The sequence below is a fragment of the Paraburkholderia aromaticivorans genome, assembly GCF_002278075.1.
Lineage (GTDB): Bacteria > Pseudomonadota > Gammaproteobacteria > Burkholderiales > Burkholderiaceae > Paraburkholderia > Paraburkholderia aromaticivorans.
Genome location: NZ_CP022990.1, coordinates 1,420,945 through 1,437,964, shown reverse-complemented (window position 1 = coordinate 1,437,964; position 17,020 = coordinate 1,420,945). Strand labels below are relative to the sequence as shown.

14 protein-coding genes are annotated in these 17,020 nt (G+C 65.4%); 9 read left to right on the top strand and 5 right to left on the bottom strand.

Annotated elements, in window-relative coordinates; translation table 11 throughout:
- The first annotated feature begins 17 nt into the window (after positions 1 to 17).
- From CJU94_RS26120 to CJU94_RS26110, 3 genes are all read left to right on the top strand, one after another.
- On the top strand, positions 18 to 536 hold the full coding sequence (locus CJU94_RS26120; protein ID WP_095421527.1) for a (2Fe-2S)-binding protein: 519 nt from the start codon (positions 18 to 20) through the stop codon (positions 534 to 536).
- On the top strand, positions 533 to 4,150 hold the full coding sequence (locus CJU94_RS26115) for a molybdopterin cofactor-binding domain-containing protein (RefSeq protein ID WP_095421526.1): 3,618 nt from the start codon (positions 533 to 535) through the stop codon (positions 4,148 to 4,150). The genes CJU94_RS26120 and CJU94_RS26115 overlap by 4 nt, the downstream gene beginning before the upstream one ends.
- An 81-nt stretch (positions 4,151 to 4,231) precedes the next feature.
- Positions 4,232 to 5,440, top strand: a complete 1,209-nt coding sequence (locus CJU94_RS26110; RefSeq protein WP_095421525.1) for an ABC transporter substrate-binding protein — start codon at positions 4,232 to 4,234, stop codon at positions 5,438 to 5,440.
- 96 nt (positions 5,441 to 5,536) lie between these two features.
- On the opposite strand, the gene CJU94_RS26105 is transcribed toward CJU94_RS26110, so the two are convergent.
- On the bottom strand, positions 5,537 to 5,788 hold the full coding sequence (locus CJU94_RS26105) for a hypothetical protein (RefSeq protein ID WP_007178046.1): 252 nt from the start codon (positions 5,786 to 5,788) through the stop codon (positions 5,537 to 5,539).
- A 286-nt stretch (positions 5,789 to 6,074) separates the two neighbouring features.
- On the opposite strand from CJU94_RS26105, the gene CJU94_RS26100 reads away from it, so the two are divergent.
- The gene (locus CJU94_RS26100; RefSeq protein ID WP_095421524.1) at positions 6,075 to 6,596 is read left to right on the top strand and encodes a DUF6496 domain-containing protein; all 522 of its coding nucleotides are present in this window, start codon (positions 6,075 to 6,077) and stop codon (positions 6,594 to 6,596) included.
- An 82-nt stretch (positions 6,597 to 6,678) separates the two neighbouring features.
- Here the strand turns inward: CJU94_RS26100 and aptA are convergent, their stop codons facing one another.
- Entirely contained in the window at positions 6,679 to 8,007 is a 1,329-nt protein-coding gene (aptA, locus tag CJU94_RS26095; RefSeq protein WP_095421523.1) for an omega-aminotransferase AptA, read from the bottom strand.
- 217 nt (positions 8,008 to 8,224) lie between these two features.
- Between aptA and CJU94_RS26090 the strand changes: the two genes are divergently transcribed.
- Entirely contained in the window at positions 8,225 to 9,640 is a 1,416-nt protein-coding gene (locus CJU94_RS26090) for an aminotransferase-like domain-containing protein (RefSeq protein ID WP_095421522.1), read from the top strand.
- Between the two features lie 29 nt (positions 9,641 to 9,669).
- Here the strand turns inward: CJU94_RS26090 and CJU94_RS26085 are convergent, their stop codons facing one another.
- Both CJU94_RS26085 and CJU94_RS26080 read right to left on the bottom strand, forming a co-directional pair.
- Positions 9,670 to 10,293 carry a LysE family translocator gene (locus CJU94_RS26085; protein ID WP_095421521.1) on the bottom strand — a complete coding sequence of 208 codons (624 nt, stop codon included), beginning with the start codon at positions 10,291 to 10,293 and terminating at the stop codon, positions 9,670 to 9,672.
- Between the two features lie 350 nt (positions 10,294 to 10,643).
- The gene (locus CJU94_RS26080; RefSeq protein WP_095421520.1) at positions 10,644 to 11,072 is read right to left on the bottom strand and encodes a YciI family protein; all 429 of its coding nucleotides are present in this window, start codon (positions 11,070 to 11,072) and stop codon (positions 10,644 to 10,646) included.
- Between the two features lie 268 nt (positions 11,073 to 11,340).
- Here CJU94_RS26080 and CJU94_RS26075 point away from each other — a divergent pair, with 268 nt between their 5' ends.
- Positions 11,341 to 13,020, top strand: coding sequence for an ABC-F family ATP-binding cassette domain-containing protein (locus tag CJU94_RS26075; RefSeq protein WP_095421519.1), 1,680 nt, complete (start codon positions 11,341 to 11,343; stop codon positions 13,018 to 13,020).
- Between the two features lie 47 nt (positions 13,021 to 13,067).
- Here CJU94_RS26075 and CJU94_RS26070 read toward each other — a convergent pair whose 3' ends face one another.
- Entirely contained in the window at positions 13,068 to 13,970 is a 903-nt protein-coding gene (locus tag CJU94_RS26070; protein ID WP_095421518.1) for a LysR substrate-binding domain-containing protein, read from the bottom strand.
- A gap of 191 nt (positions 13,971 to 14,161) precedes the next feature.
- Between CJU94_RS26070 and CJU94_RS26065 the strand changes: the two genes are divergently transcribed.
- Genes CJU94_RS26065 through CJU94_RS26055 form a run of 3 tightly spaced genes read left to right on the top strand, consistent with a single transcriptional unit; the run spans position 14,162 to position 16,972 of the window.
- Positions 14,162 to 15,235, top strand: coding sequence for an NAD(P)/FAD-dependent oxidoreductase (locus tag CJU94_RS26065; protein ID WP_244221089.1), 1,074 nt, complete (start codon positions 14,162 to 14,164; stop codon positions 15,233 to 15,235).
- Positions 15,228 to 15,521, top strand: coding sequence for a (2Fe-2S)-binding protein (locus CJU94_RS26060; protein ID WP_095421516.1), 294 nt, complete (start codon positions 15,228 to 15,230; stop codon positions 15,519 to 15,521). The genes CJU94_RS26065 and CJU94_RS26060 overlap by 8 nt, the downstream gene beginning before the upstream one ends.
- Positions 15,518 to 16,972, top strand: a complete 1,455-nt coding sequence (locus tag CJU94_RS26055) for an FAD/NAD(P)-dependent oxidoreductase (protein WP_095421515.1) — start codon at positions 15,518 to 15,520, stop codon at positions 16,970 to 16,972. Before CJU94_RS26060 ends, CJU94_RS26055 begins: the two co-directional genes overlap by 4 nt.
- Positions 16,973 to 17,020 lie beyond the last annotated feature (48 nt).

The window sequence follows — 17,020 nt, the reverse complement described above, 5'->3', positions numbered from 1 at the left end:
CACGGGCCGGCACGCTCATGAACCGCCCGGCGCCGCTTACGCTGAAGGTGAACGGTGCGACGCATCTCGTCAGCGCCGCCGCCGACACGCCGCTGCTCTACCTGCTGCGTAACGACCTCGCGCTGAACGGTCCGAAGTTCGGCTGCGGTCTCGGCGAATGCGGCGCGTGCACGGTGCTGCTCGACGGCGTGCCGACGCGTGCCTGCGTCACTACCGCAAAGGTCGCCTTGGGCCGCGAGATCACCACGCTCGAAGGACTGGGCACGCGCGCCGCGCTGCATCCGGTGCAGCAGGCGTTTATCGAAGAACAGGCCGCGCAGTGCGGCTATTGCCTGAACGGCATGATCATGACGGCCAAGGCCCTGCTCGATCGCGATCCGCATCCGGGCGTCGAGACGATCCGGCGCGAGTTGTCGCGCAACCTGTGCCGTTGCGGCACGCATGTCGAGATCGTGCGCGCGGTGCAGCGCGCCGCTGAATTGCTTGCTGCGCGAGCGGCCGCGCAATCAGCCTTGCACGAAGGAGGGCGTGCATGAGCGGGCCGGATTTCAGCGTCGATCGACGCGCCGCGCCGCCCTCGCGGCAGCAACTCTACGACGCGCAGAGCGTGTTGATCGTCACCCGGCCGCCGCAAGCGGCGGTGAAGCCGGCGCTCGGTCAGCCGGGCTCGCGTTCGTCGTTCGTGCCGACCGAAGCGGACCTGTTCCTCGTGGTGCGCGACGACGGCAGCGTGGTGGCGTTCAACGGCCACGTCGATCTGGGCACCGGCATCGGCACGGCGCTCGCGCAGATCGTCGCGGAAGAGCTCGATGTGCCGCTCACGCGCGTGTCGATCGTGCTCGGCCATACGCGTGAAGCGCCGAATCAGGGGCCGACGATCGCCAGCGCGACGATCCAGATATCGGCGGTGCCGTTGAGGCACGCCGCCGCGCAGGCGCGGCAATTTCTGCTGGCGCAAGCGGCGGCGCGGTTCAACGTTGGCGCCGAGCAACTCGACGTGCGCGACGGTGTCGTTTTTCAACGCGACGGCGACACCGCTGCGAAAGGCCTCAGCTACGGCGATCTGATCAGCGGCAAACGGGTCGAATTGCAGCTCGACACGCAAGCGCCGCTGAAGTCTCCGGACACGTACAGGGTCGTTGGCAGAAGCGCGCCGCGCATCGATATTCCGGCGAAGGCCGCCGGTGAGTTGAGTTTCGTGCACGACGTGCGGGTGCCAGGGATGCTGCACGGTCGCGTGGTGCGCCCGCCCTATGCCGGCGTCGCGCAGGGCGACTTCATGGGCAACAGTCTGCTGCGCGTGGATGAAGATTCGGTCAGCGATTTGCCTGGCATCGTGAAGGTCGTGGTGGTTCGCGATTTCGTCGGCATCGTGGCGGAGCGTGAGGAAGTCGCGCAGCAGGCCGCGAAGCGGCTTCGCGTGCAATGGAAAGCGGTCGACGGCTTGCCGTCGCTCGACACCAGCGAGGCAGTGGAAGCGGCCTTGCGGGCGAATCCGGCCACACGGCGCGACCTGGTGATCGAGGGCGATGTCGATGCAGCGCTGGCGCAAGACCCCGCCCGCACGCTTGAGCGCACCTACGTGTGGCCGTTCCAGATGCATGCATCGATTGGACCTTCTTGCGCGGTGGCCGACTATCGCGAGGACGCGTTGAAGGTCTGGTCGGGCACGCAGAATCCGCATTCGCTGCGCGCCGATCTCGCGTTGCTGATGAGCATCGACGAGGCGAACATCGAGATCGTGCGGATGGACGCGGCGGGCTGCTACGGCCGCAATTGCGCGGACGATGTCGCCGCCGACGCCGCATTGCTCTCGCGCGCCACGGGCAGTCCGGTGCGTGTGCAACTTTCGCGCGAAGACGAGCACGCGTGGGAGCCGAAAGGCGCCGCGCAATTGATGGACGTGCACGGCGCACTGACCGCCGAGGGCGAACTGGCCGCGTACGACTTCGCCACCCGCTATCCGTCCAACGATGCGCCTACGTTGGCGCTGCTCCTGACCGGCACGATCGCCGCGCAGCCGCAAGTGTTCGAAATGGGCGACCGCACGGCCGTGCCGCCGTACGACTACCGCACCATGCGCGTCGTCTGCGACGACACGCCGCCGATCGTGCGGGCGTCTTGGTTGCGCGGGGTATCGGCATTGCCGAACACGTTCGCGCACGAGTCGTTCATCGACGAACTGGCGGTCGAGGCGGGCGTCGATCCGGTCGAGTTTCGATTGCAGCACCTGCGCGATCCACGCGCGATAGAACTGGTGAAGGCCGTCGCGGAGAAGGCCGGTTGGCAACCGCGCAATACCGAACCAAAAGAAGAAGCGGGCGATATCGCGCGCGGACGAGGCATCGCCTACGCGCGCTACGTGCACAGCAAATTTCCCGGCTTCGGCGCGGCGTGGTCCGCGTGGGTGGCCGACGTGGAAGTCAACCGCAGGAGCGGCGAGCTCGCGGTGACGCGCGTGGTGGTCGGCCAGGACACCGGCACGATGGTGAATCCCGACGGCGTGCGTCATCAGATACACGGCAACGTGATCCAGGCGACGAGTCGCGCGCTGAAAGAGCGCGTGACGTTCGGCGAGAACGCGGTGACGAGCCAGGAGTGGGGCGCTTATCCGATCCTGACCTTCCGTGAAGTCCCCGTGATCGACGTGGTGATGATGCCGCGCCACGGCGAACCGCCGATGGGCGCGGGCGAATCCGCGTCGCTGCCCGGCGCGGCGGCGATAGCCAATGCACTTTTCGACGCCACGGGCGTGCGATTTCGGCGGCCGCCTTTCACGCCGGAAACGATCCGCGCCGCGCTCGCCGACGCGCAAGCCGAAGACAAGGCGGCGCGTAAGAAGAGGCGCTGGCGATGGGGTTTTCTCGGCACTGTCGCGGCGGGCGCAGTCGGTTGGCTCGGCGCATTCTCGCTCGCGCCGCACGCTATCGCACCGATCGCGCCGATCGCGCCGCCGCTCGCGAGCGCGTTTGCGCCGGAGCTCGTGGCGCGCGGCAAACTGCTTGCGTCGCTCGGCAATTGCGCGGTTTGCCATACCGCGCACAACGGCGTGCCGAACGCCGGCGGCAAGCCGCTCGAGACGCCCTTCGGCACTGTGTACAGCACCAACATCACGCCGGACGGCCAGACCGGCATCGGCACCTGGTCGCTCGAAGCGTTCGTGCGGGCGATGCGGCAAGGCATCAGCCGCGATGGCCATCGTCTTTATCCGGCCTTCCCGTACACCTCGTTCCAGAACGTGTCCGACGACGATCTGAAAGCGCTCTATGCCTATCTGATGGCGCAAACGCCGGTCCGTTCACGTCCGCCGGAAACGAAACTGGCGTATCCGTTCAGCGTGCGTCCGCTGATGGCGGCATGGAACGGCCTCTTTCTCGGACGCACGGCCTTCACCGCCAACGCGGCACAAAGCGCGCAATGGAATCGCGGCGCGTATCTGGTGAATGGGCTCGGCCATTGCAGCGCGTGTCACACGCCGCGCAATGCATTCGGCGCCGAGAAAACCGGCGCGGCGTTCATGGGCGGCGGCATTGCCGAAGGCTGGGAAGCGCCCGCCTTATCGACGCTTTCGAATGCGCCCGTGCCCTGGAGCGAGGACGAACTGTTCAGCTATTTGCGCTACGGCCACGCGCCGTTGCACGGCGTCGCGGCGGGGCCGATGGCGCCGGTCGTCGGCGATCTGGCGGCGCTGCCCGACAGCGATATTCGCGCGATGGCCGCGTATCTCGCGTCGCTCAATCCGTTGGAACCCAACGCGAATCCGGCAGCGATGGCGCAACAGGCCGAACAGGCCAGCGCGATCTCCGGCATGCCTTCCGGCCTCGGCGCGCGGCTCTTCGACGGCGCATGCGCCGCCTGTCATCACACCGGCAGCGGGCCGCAACTGTTCGGCGCGCATCCATCGCTCGCGCTCAATACGAATCTGCACAGCGCGACGCCTGATAACCTGATTCGCGTGATCCTCGACGGCATCGGCTCGCCTGCGCGGCCCGAACTCGGTACGATGCCGGCTTACCGCGACAGTTTCAACGACGCCCAGGTCGCCGAACTCGTCGCTTACCTGCGACAGCAGTTCGCCGGCGGCAAGCCGGCCTGGCAGGACGTTACGGCGAGCGTCGCCCGGATCCGCGCGACGCCGCGCGCCGATTGAATCGCGATGCGTCGCGAGCCCTTCTAAGGCTTGATAACAACGACCAGTATTCCCGCAATCCTTCTGATAACGGAGAAACGCATGACCACGCGCGCAGGATGGATGACTCGCCTCATGGTGCCGACGCTACTGTCGCTCGCCGCTTTGAGCGCGAGCGCACAACAGACCATCAAGATCGGCGAGATCAATAGCTACAAGGCGCAGCCCGCCTTTCTCGGGCCTTACAAGAACGGCTGGAATCTCGCGCTCGACCAGGTGAATGCCGCGGGCGGCGTGCTCGGCAAACAGCTCGAAGTGGTATCGCGCGACGACAACGGCAACCCCGGCGACACGATTCGCGTCGCGCAGGAACTGATCGCGCGCGAGCAGGTGCAGTTGCTGTTCGGCGGCTTCCTCTCGAACACCGGCCTCGCGCTGACCGACTTCGCGAAGCAGAAGAAGATCTTCTTCCTCGCCGCTGAACCGCTGACGGACAAGATCGTGTGGGCGGACGGCAACAAATACACATACCGTCTGCGTCCTTCCACGTACATGCAGGTGGCGATGCTCGTGCCGGAAGCGGCCAAGCTGAAGAAGAAGCGCTGGGCGCTGGTGTATCCGAACTACGAGTACGGGCAATCAGCGGTAGCCACCTTCAAGAAACTGCTGACGGCGGCGCAGCCCGACGTGCAATTCGTCGCCGAACAGGCCACGCCGCTCGGCAATGTCGATGCGGGCGCGGTGACCCAGGCGATTGCGGATGCGAAGCCCGATGCGATCTTCAACGTGCTGTTCGGCGCCGACCTCGGCAAGTTCGTGCGCGAGGGCAATACGCGTGGACTCTTCAAGGATCGCAGCGTGGTGTCCCTGCTGACGGGCGAGCCGGATTATCTCGATCCGCTGGGCGCCGAAGCGCCGACCGGCTGGATCGTCACCGGCTACCCGTGGTATTCGATCGATACGGCGGCCAACAAGAAGTTCGTCGATGCCTATCAGGCCAGGTATCACGACTATCCGCGGCTCGGCTCGGTAGTGGGGTATTCGGCGTTGATGTCGATTGCCGCCGGGATCAGGAAGGCCGGGTCGGTCGATCCGGATAAGCTCGCCGCCGCGTTCAAGGGCCTCGGCGTGGAGACACCGTTCGGGCCGATCACCTATCGGGCCCAGGACAATCAGTCGACCATGGGCGCATACGTCGGCGTGACGGGGTTGAAGGACGGCAAGGGAGTGATGACGTCGTACCGGTATATCGACGGCGCGAGCGTTCAGCCTTCGGATGCCGAGGTCAAGAAGCTGCGGCCGGCTGAGTGAGGTTTTGACGCCTGCGGCGCGCGGCGCCGCAGGCGGGTAAAGCAACGCACAACGCCGCGAGGCCACGCAAGGCCACGCCCGGTGACAAATGGAAAACTACTCCTCCGCGTCGTGCTCGATCACGAATCGTTTCAGATAAGCCAGTACGGCGGCCTCAACCGCGCGATGATCCGCGGTGCTCTTGGAGCCCGCGTTCTCTTCGTCGCCGAACAGGGTGGAGGGCGCATTGTGCACATCCACTTCCTGACCTTCGCGAAAGACGCGTATCTCATGGACGTCTTCGGCGTATTCGGCGATCCAGTGCACCCCTTCAATATGCGCGCCTGCGCGAACGGTAGGTATCTTCATGGCCGTCTCCCGTCGGGCCGGACCACGCGCCAACCCTTGCCAATACCATACGCCGTCCAGATGGCCGGCGCGAGTTCCGTTCGGCGATTTCTTGAGGTTTCGCCGGGATTGCGGCTATTTCTCGAATTTTTTTCACCGTTCGCGCGTCGCGTCGCAATTCCTTGCGGCGGGCGCGATCGTACGCACTTTCTGGCATGAGGGCGCGTTCGCGCGGATTTGCCCGCGCAACGCGTTGCGGCACACCCGTTGCTGCATGACACAGGCCACAACCAACTGGAGGACTGTCATGCCCGAACAGAAAACCCTCAAGCGTGCCCACGCCGACAAACGCGCCGGCAAGTCGTCGAGTACGCAAGCCGGCGAATTCGTCAAGGAACAGGTCGACAAGGTGCGTGCTGGCAAGCACGGCGTCAGGTCGGCAAGGCAGGCGATTGCGATCGGTCTTTCGGAAGCGCGCCGTGCCGGCGTCGCCGTGAAGTCGCCGAAGAAGGGCGCGGCCAGCGAGTCCACGCGCAAGAAAGCGGCCACGGACAACGCCGCGGGTCAGCACAAGAGGAGCACGACGAAGAAGAGCACGGAATCGACGGCGAAGCGCTCGCGCGCCGCGACCAATGCGTTAAAGCGTGAGGGAAGCGCCGGCGCGTCGCGCACGGCGCTGTCAAAGCAGACGAAGGCGGCCGCGGCCAAACGTCCGGCAGCCAGCCGTTCCGCAGCGGCGAAGAAGGCTGCCGCGACGAAGGGTGCCGCAGGCCGTTCGGCGGCGGCAAAAAAGGCAGCCCATACGCGGGCTTCGCGCGCGCATCATTGACGGCGCGCGTTTGAAAGAAGCATCTGGCCAAAGGCGACGCGTGCAACATGCGCCGCCTTCATTCGCGCGCGCCCGTTACGGCTTACTGCACCGTCGCCAGCACGTCGCCCACGGTCTTGAAGATGTGCGCGATCTGCTCTTCGTTGATGATGAGCGGCGGCGAGAACGCGAGGATATCGCCTGTAAAGCGCACCAGCACGCCCGCTTCGAAGCATTTGACGAACGCTTCGTAGGCTCGCGCGCCCGGCGCGCCGTCGCGCGATTCCAGCTCCACGCCGGCGATCAGGCCGATATTGCGCACGTCCTTCACATGCTTCGCGCCGCGCAGCGAGTGGGCGGCGGCTTCGAACGTCGGGGCCAGCGTCGCGGCGCGGTCGAACAGACCCTCGCGGCGATACAGGTCGAGCGTGGCGACCGCGGCCGCCGTTGCCGCCGGGTGAGCCGAATACGTGTAGCCGTGGAACAGCTCGATTGCGCCTTGCGCGCCGCTGTTGACGATCGTGTCGTGGATCGTGCGGCTTGCGGCCACCGCGCCCATCGGGATCGCGGCGTTGTTGATGGCCTTCGCCATCGTGATCAGATCCGGCGTCACGCCGAAGTACTCGCTCGCCGTGGCCTTGCCGACGCGGCCGAAAGCGGTGATCACTTCGTCGAAGATCAGCAGGATGCCGTGCTTCGTGCAGATCTCGCGCAGCTTTTGCAGATAGCCTTGCGGCGGAATCAGCACGCCCGTCGAGCCGGCCACCGGTTCGACGATCACCGCGGCGATCGTCGATGCATCGTGCAGCGTGACAATGCGCTCGAGTTCCTCGGCGAGATGCGCGCCCCAGGCCGGCTGGCCTTTCGAGAACGCGTTCTGTTCGAGGTTATGGGTGTGCGGCAGATGATCGACTGCCGGCAGCAGCGCGCCCGAGAAGGTCTTGCGGTTGGTTGCGATGCCGCCGACCGAGATGCCACCGAAACCCACCCCGTGATAGCCGCGCTCGCGGCCGATCAAGCGCGTACGCTGGCCTTCGCCGCGCGAACGGTGGTACGCCAGAGCGATTTTAAGCGCGGTATCGACCGACTCCGACCCCGAGTTCGTGAAGAAGATGCGGTCGAGACCTTCCGGCATCAGTTCGGCGACTTTCGTCGCGGCTTCGAAGGCGAGCGGGTGGCCCATCTGGAAGGTCGGCGCGAAATCGAGCGTGGAGAGCTGCTGGGTGATCGCGGCGACGATTTCCTCGCGCCCGTGGCCGGCGTTCACGCACCACAGACCCGCGCAACCGTCGAGCACTTCACGCCCGTCCGTGCTGCGGTAGTACATGCCCTTGGCCGATTCCAGCAGGCGCGGCGCGGCCTTGAACTGGCGGTTGGCGGTAAAGGGCATCCAGAAAGACGACAGATCGTCGATGACGGGGCGCGAAGTCATGTGTATTTCCTCGAAGTGGAACCCCAAGGAGACCTCCTGTGGGGCATAGCAAAACTGTAGCGTTCGCGGTTTAATGGCGGCATAAACAGTTGACGCAGTGTGGCGCTAACTGTGTTGGTGGAATTGCACTAACTGTGTCGATGCATCCCGGACCGGCGGTCCGGCTCCGTCATTTGCACGTTCAGCCGCCTGCGCGGCCCGCTTCTTCGTCCTGACCATGATCGAATTAGAACTCGAGCGCGACCGGCGCGCTGCTCCCACGCTCGTCGAGCAGGTGGTGCAAGGCTTCACGCGCGCCATCGAGGCGCAGTCGCTGCGCGCGGGCGCGCTGCTGCCGTCGGTGCGGCAACTGGCGCAAAGCCACGACCTGAGCACCTTCACGGTCACGGAGGCGTACAACCGGCTGGTGTCGATGGGGCTAGTGGTCGCGCGGCGCGGTTCCGGCTATCGCGTGGCGGCGCGCTCGCAGTCCGCGCGAGTCGCCGCCACCGACTGGCAGCCGCCGAGCCTCACCGCCACCTGGCTGTTGTCCGACGTGTTTGCCGACCATTCGGTGCCGATCAAGGCGGGCGGCGGCTGGCTGCCGAACGAGTGGATCAACGAGACCGGTTTGCAGCATGCGCTGCGCGCCGTGAGCCGGGTGCCGGCGGCGCGCCTCGGCGATTACGGCCATCCGTACGGATTCGCGCCGTTGCGTGAGCGGATCGCCGAGCAACTCGACCGGCGCGGTCTGCCCGTGGACGTCTCCAATGTCCTGCTCACGCAAGGCGCGACTCAGGCGCTGGATCTGATCGTGCGTACCTTGCTGCGCGCGGGCGATGCCGTGATCGTCGAAGATCCCGGCTATTGCAATCTGCTGCAGATTCTCAAGCTGGCGGGACTCGTCGTGCATGGCGTACCGCGCACGCCGGCGGGCGTGGATACCGACGTGCTCGAAGCGCTGGTCGCGCGGCACAAGCCGAAGGCGATCTTCGTCAACACCACGCTGCAGAATCCGACCGGCGCGACCTTCGGCATGTCGGCGGCGTTCCGGCTGCTGCAGATTGCCGAGCGGCAGCGCATGTGGGTGATCGAAGACGATGTGAGCCGCGAGCTCGCGCCGTCCGGCGCGCCGCTGTTCGCGGCCATGGAAGGTTTGCAGCGCGTGCTTTACGTGGGCGGCTTTTCGAAGACGGTGACGCCGGGGTTGCGCTGCGGCTATGTGGTCGCCGAGCGCGCCGTGCTGCGCGAACTGGCGCGCACGAAGATGGCGGTGGGGTTGACGTCGTCGGAGGCGATCGAGCGGATCGTCGACAAGGTGTTGCTGGAGGGGCGCTACGCGCGTCACGTGGAAGCGGTCAACGAGCGTCTCAAGCTGGCGCACGCAACCGTTGAAGAGCGGCTCGATTCGCTCGGTCTCGAACTGTTTCACCGGCCGCGCGCCGGGCTGTTCCTGTGGGCGCGTTTGCCGATCGAAGCCGAGCGGGCCGGCGAAGTGGCGACGGCCGCGCTTTCCCACGGCATCTGGCTCGCGCCGGGCTCCTACTTTCGTCCCGACGATGCCCCGAGCGCCTGGTTCCGCTTCAACGCGCCGTACTCGACCGACGACGCGTTGTGGCGGTTCATCGAGCGCGTCGGGCAGGGCACGCTCTAGCCGCGCACAGGTACTCGGGTGCTCGTTGCTCAGGCACCCTGCCCGAGCAGCTTCAGCGCGATCGGATACAGCGACAGCACCAGCAGCAGCGCCATCGCCACATTGAAAATGCGCAGCCGCTTCGGGTCCGACAACACCTGCCGCATGGCGGTGCCGAAACCTGCCCACAGGCAGATGCAGGGAAAGCCGATCACGTAAAAGATCACCGCCATGGCGATGGCGTTCATGCTGTAGCTCTCGCTCAGGTGAATCGTGGTGGCGGCGGTCAGCACCATCATCCACGCCTTCGGATTGACCCATTGGAAGGCGATGGCTTCATAGAACTTCATGGGCCGGCGCTCACCTTTCTTCACCTTCAACTCACCCGACGTGCCGATCTTCCACGCGAGATAAAGCAGATACGCGACGCTCGCGATTTCGAGCACGGTGTACAGTACGGGGAAATGGACGAAGGCTTCGCCCAGACCGATGCCTACCGACAGCATCAACAGCACGACACCGGCGCTGATGCCGGACAGATGCGGCAGCGTGCGGCGAAATCCGAAGTTGACCCCGGAGGCCAGCAACATCGTGTTGTTCGGACCGGGCGTGATCGTGGTGACGAGCGCGAACAGGATGCCGGCGGGCAGCGCGCTGAGACTGAGATAAGACATGAAAGGCTCCGCTGTCGGTCGAAAGATATGGGAGCATTCTAGCGAGCGTGGCCGGTACAGTACCTGTACGGTTTTTAAGATGGTGTCCGGTACGGGCAGTGGGCGTTCAATCGGTTCGACCGGAAGGGTGGTCGAGCCGTGTTTATGGTCGATCCGCGACTCATGCCACCGTCCATGATCGACCGACCCGCAGGCGACAGCCGGATCGGCTGATAGCGGACGCTCAATCGTATGGTCAATCACGACCGCAGCACGGCTCCCTGGACGGTGTCAGGAAACCGGCCTCGAGTCTCGGACAGCCGGGTTTGGGCTGCCTGCGCGTACGCTGAAGACGGATGCGGTGAAAATGGTCAGCGTATCTGCCCGTCGATCTGCTGCCGCAGACGCTTTTCCTCCTCTTGAAGCTCAGGTGTAAAGGCCTCGCCAAAGTCCGCAGGTTCAAAGAAAGGCCGAATCTCGATCTCTGAATCACTTACCATCGGATTCGGGCAGCGCTTTACCCATTCGATCGCTTCCTCCATCGATTGAACTTGCCAGAGCCAGTATCCGGCGATCAATTCCTTGACTTCGGCGAATGGACCGTCAACGACGGTTCGGTCCTTACCTGAGAACCTCACGCGCGCGCCTGCCGAACTCGGTTTCAGCCCGTCGCCGCCTTGCATGATCCCGGCCTTCACCAGTTCCTCGTTATATTTGCCCATCGCTGCGATGAGTTCCATGCTTGGCATTTGCCCGGCTTCGGATTCGGGGGTTGCCTTGACGATGACCATGACACGCATTTGGGTTTCTCCTTAGAAGACGATAGTGTTCGGAGGCAAAGGCGCCTCTAGTGGCTACGACGAATGATCGTAAGAGAAATCGACATGCGCACGACAGGACTTCGCAGTTCTCCCGGTGCGGGTTGCCGCCGCCGAGCCGGTCCCTGGTCGATGGAGGTGCGATATCCAGGCAGGTTTAGCTTCGTGTACGGAATCGGCTTAGTCAGAAAAGAGGCAGCCCTGTCCGTCCGGTGGGCTATCATGCCTATCCTCTTCGAAGTAGCTCCTTATGATTTCCGTCCGTAATGTCACGCTGCGCCGTGGCGTCAATATCGTTCTCGACCATGCGTCCGTCACCTTCACCCCCGGCGAAAAGATTGGCCTTGTCGGCCGCAACGGCGCCGGCAAGTCATCCTTCTTCGGCCTGCTGAACGGCACGCTGCACGAAGACGGCGGCGAATTCTCGATTCCCGCTGCATGGAAGATGGGCCAGGTCGCGCAGGAGATGCCGGAGACCGAGCAAAGCGCGACCGACTTCGTAATCGACGGCGATACCGTACTGCTGGCCGCGCAGGCCGAAGTAGCCGCCGCCGAGGCCAGCGACGATGGCATGCGCATGGCGCACGCCTACATGGCCCTGCACGACGCCGGTGCGCACGATGCCCCCGCGCGTGCCCAAGCGCTGATCCTGGGCCTTGGCTTCAGTGCTGCGCAGCTTAGTCAGCCGGTCAACAGCTTCTCCGGCGGCTGGCGCATGCGACTGCAATTGGCGCGCGCGCTCATGTGCCCGTCCGACTTGCTGTTGCTCGACGAGCCGACCAATCACCTCGACCTCGACGCGCTGGTCTGGCTGGAAGCGTGGCTCAAGCGCTATCAAGGAACCCTGGTAGTGATCAGCCACGATCGCGAATTCCTCGACGCGGTGACGCAGGTGACGGTGCACGTCGACAACGCCAAGCTCGTGCGTTATGGCGGCAACTACAGCAAGTTCGAAGAGATGCGCGCCGAGCAACTGGTGTTGCAGCAGGCCGCGATGGCGAGGCAGGCGGACAAGATCGCCCACTTGCAGAAATTCATCGACCGTTTCAAGGCCAAGGCCTCGAAGGCGAAGCAGGCGCAGAGCCGGGTCAAGGCGCTCGAACGCATGGAGAAGATCGCACCGGTGCTCGCCGACGCGGAATTCACCTTCGAGTTCAAGGAGCCGCTCAACGTCCCGAACCCGCTGTTGTCGATGCTTGACGCGAGCTTCGGCTACGCGGCGCCGGCCGGCGCGCCGCCGGGCACGCCGCCGACGGTCATCGTGCGGGGCATCAACCGATCCGTGCTGGCCGGGCAGCGCATCGGCATTCTCGGTGCCAACGGCCAAGGCAAGTCCACGCTGGTGAAGACGGTGGCGCACGAGCTGGCGCCGATCGCCGGTGAAATCAGCGAAGGCAAAGGCCTGAACATCGGCTACTTCGCACAGCAGGAACTCGACGTGCTGCGTCCTCTCGACACGCCGATGGAACACATGATCCGCCTTGCCAAGGACACGCCGGCGCACATGCGTGCCCCAGGCCAGAGTGGCACCGAACAATCGCTTCGCACCTTTCTCGGCACCTTCAACTTCAGTGGCGACATGGTCCACCAGGCGGTCAGCACGATGAGCGGCGGCGAAAAGGCGCGGCTCGTGTTGTGCATGATCGTGTGGCAGCGCCCCAACCTGCTGCTGCTCGACGAGCCTACCAACCACCTCGACCTGGCCACACGCGAAGCGCTGGGCATGGCACTGAACGAATTCGAAGGCACCGTGATGCTGGTCAGTCACGACCGGTCCCTGTTGCGCGCGGTATGTGACGAGTTCTGGCTCGTCACCAAAGGTGGCGTCGAACCCTTCGACGGCGATCTGGACGATTACCAGCAGTTCCTGCGCGACGAAGCCCGTCGCATGCGCGAGCTGGCTGCGGGAGAGCAGAAGGTCGTCGCCTGAGTGAGCCCCGGCAGCTCCAGTTGGAAGCCGTCATAAAATCCTTGCCCTCACGCAACAAGTTGTCCCAACGCCTCACGAGCCAGCACAACGAACTCCGTCGCAAGCGTCGAAGTCTGTTGTGCTGCCGCACTCGCCAGATAGATCTGATCACGTAGCTCGGGCTCGAACGCCTTGACCGCGACATGCTCGCCGGCATACGCGGCGGTGACAGGATCAATCAGCGCCACGCCGGCGCCATTGGCCACCAGCGAGACAATCGTCCGCGATAGTTGCGCCTCGACGGCCAATTGCCTCGACACTCCGTGCTCGACGAACACGCGATCGATAGCGCTGCGCGCATCGAATGAACGGGGATACGAAACGAACGCCTCGTCGCGCAAGTCCGCGGGACGCACCAGGCGTTTCTTCTCGAGCCGGTGTCCGAACGGCACGATGCAACGCATCGGCGCTTCGCTCAGGCGTTCCAGCCGCACGCCTTGATGCGGAGTCGCCTCGGCGACGAAACCGATATCGCAGCGCTGCGACGCCACCAGTTCGACCACCGTTTGCGCGCTATGCGTGAGCAGCGTGACGTCGACGCCGGGACGATCGGCGATAAAACGGGCCACCACTTGCGGTAACAGTTCGAGCGCCACGGCGGGCGACCCCGCAATGGTCAGCGAACCTCGCCTCATCGCGCGGATCTGTTGGGCCGCAAGCGCAATGCGATCCATGCCGACGAACGCGCGTTCCACCTCTTCATACAGCACGCGCGCCTCCGCAGTGGGCAGCAGCCGACCCTGCTGCCGCTCGAACAGCGGGAAGCCGACGCCCGACTCGAAGTCGGCCAGCAAACGGCTCACGGCGGGCTGGGAGATGTGCAGCGCCTGGGCGGCGCGCGTCACGGTGTGCCGTTGCATCAGCGCGCGGAACGCCTCGACCTGGCGAATTTTAAGGTCCGATGAAGCCATAACATTAGAGTATGGGTGATAGAAAAAACGGTATTGGACACGTCATTTGCGGCGGGAGATCCTTGAGCATAGCTCCATTTTCAAGGGATTTCCTGCGTGAGACGTACCCATAATATGCGCCCCACCGTGCGGCGCCAGTGAGCGTGCCACGAACGTTCGACATCGTCGTGGCCGGCGGCGGCCTGGTGGGCATGGCGATCGCCTACGGGCTGGTGCGCACGGGCGCGCGCGTCGCGGTATGCGATGGCGACGACAACGCGTTTCGCGCGGCGCGCGGCAATTTCGGCCTCGTCTGGGTGCAGGGCAAGGGCGCGCGCTGCCTGCCTTACGCGCAATGGTCGCTCGGATCGTCGGAACGATGGAGCTCGTTCGCCGCGCAATTGACGCGCGAAACCGGTACGGATCCCGGTTTCGATCGGCCCGGCGGAATCGAGTTGTGCGAAACGGCCGCCGAACTCGAAGCGGGGCACAAGTTGCTCGAATCGCTGCATCAGCGCGAAGCCGGGCTCGGCTACCAGGTGCTGGACAACGCAGCGCTGCGTCGGCGCGTGCCGGCGGCGTCCGCGCAACTGGCGGGCGCGCTGTATTCGCGCAACGACGGTCACGCCAATCCGCTTTTCACGCTGAGCGCGCTTCATCAGGCGTTCCAGTTGCGCGGCGGCGCTTATCTGCCACGTCATGAGGTTACCGAAGTGCGTCCGTTCGCGGGGCGCTTCGATGTCGTCACGCCGGGCGGCACATTCGAGGCCGGCCGTGTCGTGCTCGCCGCGGGTCTCGGCAACGCGCGGCTCGGCCCGATGGTCGGGTTGCGTGCGCCGATTGCGCCACTGCGCGGCCAGATCATGGTGACGGAAAAGCTCGCGCCGTTCCTCGACTATCCGACCCTCGTGGTTCGGCAAACCCGCGAGGGTTCGGTCATGCTCGGCGACTCCGCGGAAAACGTCGGCCTCGACGACGGCACCACCCGCAACGTGATGGCCGATATCGCCCGTCGCGCACGCACCGCGTTTCCGATGCTGGCTCACGCGCGCATCGTGCGGGCGTGGGGCGCGCTGCGCATCATGACGCCCGACGGTCTGCCGGTCTACGAGGAGTCGGCGGCGCAGCCGGGCGCTTTCCTCGCCATTTGCCATAGCGGCGTCACCCTCGCGGCCGCGCACGCGGACACGATCGCGCCATGGATCGCGGGCGGCGCGCGTCCGGCTGTGATCGATCCGTTCGTGACCGCGCGCTTCAATGCATCGACAGAGGTCGGATATGTTTGAACTGTTGCCACTTTCCACGGCCGCCACGGTGTCGATCGACCTCGACGGCCATACGAGCCGGGTGCCCGCACACTTCAGCGTGGCCGAAGCGTTGCTCGCCAGCGGTCGCAACACGTGCCGCGCCTCGCAGGTGAGCGGCGAGCCGCGCGGCCCGTTCTGCATGATGGGCGTGTGCTTCGAGTGTCTGGTCGACATCGACGGCGTGCCGAACCAGCAGGCCTGCATGACGCCCGTTCGTCCCGGCATGCAGGTGCGCAACATGCGCGGCAAAGCGAGGCTCGCATGAGCGAACTGCAATGCGATCTGCTGATCGTCGGTGCCGGTCCGGCCGGCATGGCGGCCGCAATCGAAGCGCGCGCACGCGGCTTGACGGTGATCGTCGCCGATGAGGGCAAGCAGGCCGGCGGCCAGATTTATCGACAGGCGGCTCACTCGCCGCTCGCCCATGCAGACCAGGTACTCGGCGCGGACTATGCGGCGGGCCGCCCGTTGATCGCGCGCTTCATGGCGAGCGGCGCGCAGTATTTCGCGCAAACGCTGGTGTGGCAAATCGAGCCGGGTGCGCCGCTGTCGGCCATGCTCACCTGTCGGGGCGAAGCGGGCGGCACGCTGCGCGTGCGCGCGCAGGCATTGTTGCTGGCGACCGGCGCCCAGGAGCGTGCGTGGCCGGTTCGCGGGTGGACGCTGCCTGGCGTAATGGGTGTCGGCGCCGCGCAAACCATGCTGAAAGCCGGCGGTCTCGTGCCCGGCGCGAACACGGTGCTGGCGGGCAGCGGACCGTTGCTGTGGCTCTATGCGAGCCAGTTATTACAGGCAGGCCGCACACTGCGCGCGATTGTCGACACGACGCCGCGCGGCGCGCTGCGCGGCGCGTTGCGCCACTTGCCGCGGGCATGGCGAGCCGGCGAGTATCTGTTCAAAGGCCTGCGCATGATGCGCGCCGTGCGGCGCAGCGGCATTGAACTCTATCGCGCGGCCCGCGATGTCGAGGTGCTCGGCGAAGCGCAACCGCATTTACCCGCAAAGGCGCGGGCCATCCGGTTTCGCGCGGGCGGCCACCAGTATGAAATTCCGGCGGACCTGATTCTGCTACATCAGGGCGTCGTGCCGGGCGGCAATGCGGCACGCTCGATCGGTTGCGCGCATCGCTGGGACGACGCGCAGGCGTGCTGGCAGCCGCAAGTGGATAGCTGGGGGCGCAGCAGCGTGGCGCGCGTCTGGATTGCCGGCGACGGCGCGGGCATAGGTGGTGCAAAAGCCGCAGAGCACGCAGGCGAACTCGCGGCCCTCGATATCGCGGCCGACCTCGGCCATATCGATCCGCCGACCCGCGCGAGCGCGAGCCGCGCGGCCCGTGCCGAGCTGGATCACCACCTGACGATCCGTCCGTTTCTGGACGCGCTTTACACGCCCCCGCCGTCATTGCGCCGCCCCGCCGAGGATGTCGTCGTGTGCCGGTGCGAGGAAGTCAGTGCGGGCGAGATTCGCCGGCTGGCCCGACTCGATTGCGCCGGTCCGAATCAGTTGAAAGCGTTTTCGCGCTGCGGCATGGGCCCGTGCCAGGGGCGCTGGTGTGGCACCACGGTCGGCGAACTGCTCGCCGAAGTGCAGGGCCGGCAGCCGCGCGAGGTGGGTTACTACCGCATTCGCGCGCCGATCAAGCCGGTGACGATCGACGAACTCGCCACCGTGCTGCCTACCGACCGCGATTTCGTGCGCGGCGAGTTTCCGAGTTGATGTTCCCTTTCCCTGATGTGTTCCTGCCTGGAGTGCGGTGATGAACTG

Bases quoted from the DNA above. Each gene is read 5' to 3' on its own strand.
- CJU94_RS26080 (WP_095421520.1), bottom strand. From the start codon at position 11,072: ATGCGTGTCATGGTCATCGTCAAGGCAACCCCCGAATCCGAAGCCGGG.
- CJU94_RS26070 (WP_095421518.1), bottom strand. From the start codon at position 13,970: ATGGCTTCATCGGACCTTAAAATTCGCCAGGTCGAGGCGTTCCGCGCG.
- CJU94_RS26100 (WP_095421524.1), top strand. From the start codon at position 6,075: ATGCCCGAACAGAAAACCCTCAAGCGTGCCCACGCCGACAAACGCGCC.
- CJU94_RS26055 (WP_095421515.1), top strand. From the start codon at position 15,518: ATGAGCGAACTGCAATGCGATCTGCTGATCGTCGGTGCCGGTCCGGCC.
- CJU94_RS26075 (WP_095421519.1), top strand. From the start codon at position 11,341: ATGATTTCCGTCCGTAATGTCACGCTGCGCCGTGGCGTCAATATCGTT.
- CJU94_RS26090 (WP_095421522.1), top strand. From the start codon at position 8,225: ATGATCGAATTAGAACTCGAGCGCGACCGGCGCGCTGCTCCCACGCTC.
- aptA (WP_095421523.1), bottom strand. From the start codon at position 8,007: ATGACTTCGCGCCCCGTCATCGACGATCTGTCGTCTTTCTGGATGCCC.
- CJU94_RS26115 (WP_095421526.1), top strand. From the start codon at position 533: ATGAGCGGGCCGGATTTCAGCGTCGATCGACGCGCCGCGCCGCCCTCG.
- CJU94_RS26120 (WP_095421527.1), top strand. From the start codon at position 18: ATGAACCGCCCGGCGCCGCTTACGCTGAAGGTGAACGGTGCGACGCAT.
- CJU94_RS26060 (WP_095421516.1), top strand. From the start codon at position 15,228: ATGTTTGAACTGTTGCCACTTTCCACGGCCGCCACGGTGTCGATCGAC.
- CJU94_RS26105 (WP_007178046.1), bottom strand. From the start codon at position 5,788: ATGAAGATACCTACCGTTCGCGCAGGCGCGCATATTGAAGGGGTGCAC.
- CJU94_RS26085 (WP_095421521.1), bottom strand. From the start codon at position 10,293: ATGTCTTATCTCAGTCTCAGCGCGCTGCCCGCCGGCATCCTGTTCGCG.
- CJU94_RS26110 (WP_095421525.1), top strand. From the start codon at position 4,232: ATGACCACGCGCGCAGGATGGATGACTCGCCTCATGGTGCCGACGCTA.
- CJU94_RS26065 (WP_244221089.1), top strand. From the start codon at position 14,162: ATGGCGATCGCCTACGGGCTGGTGCGCACGGGCGCGCGCGTCGCGGTA.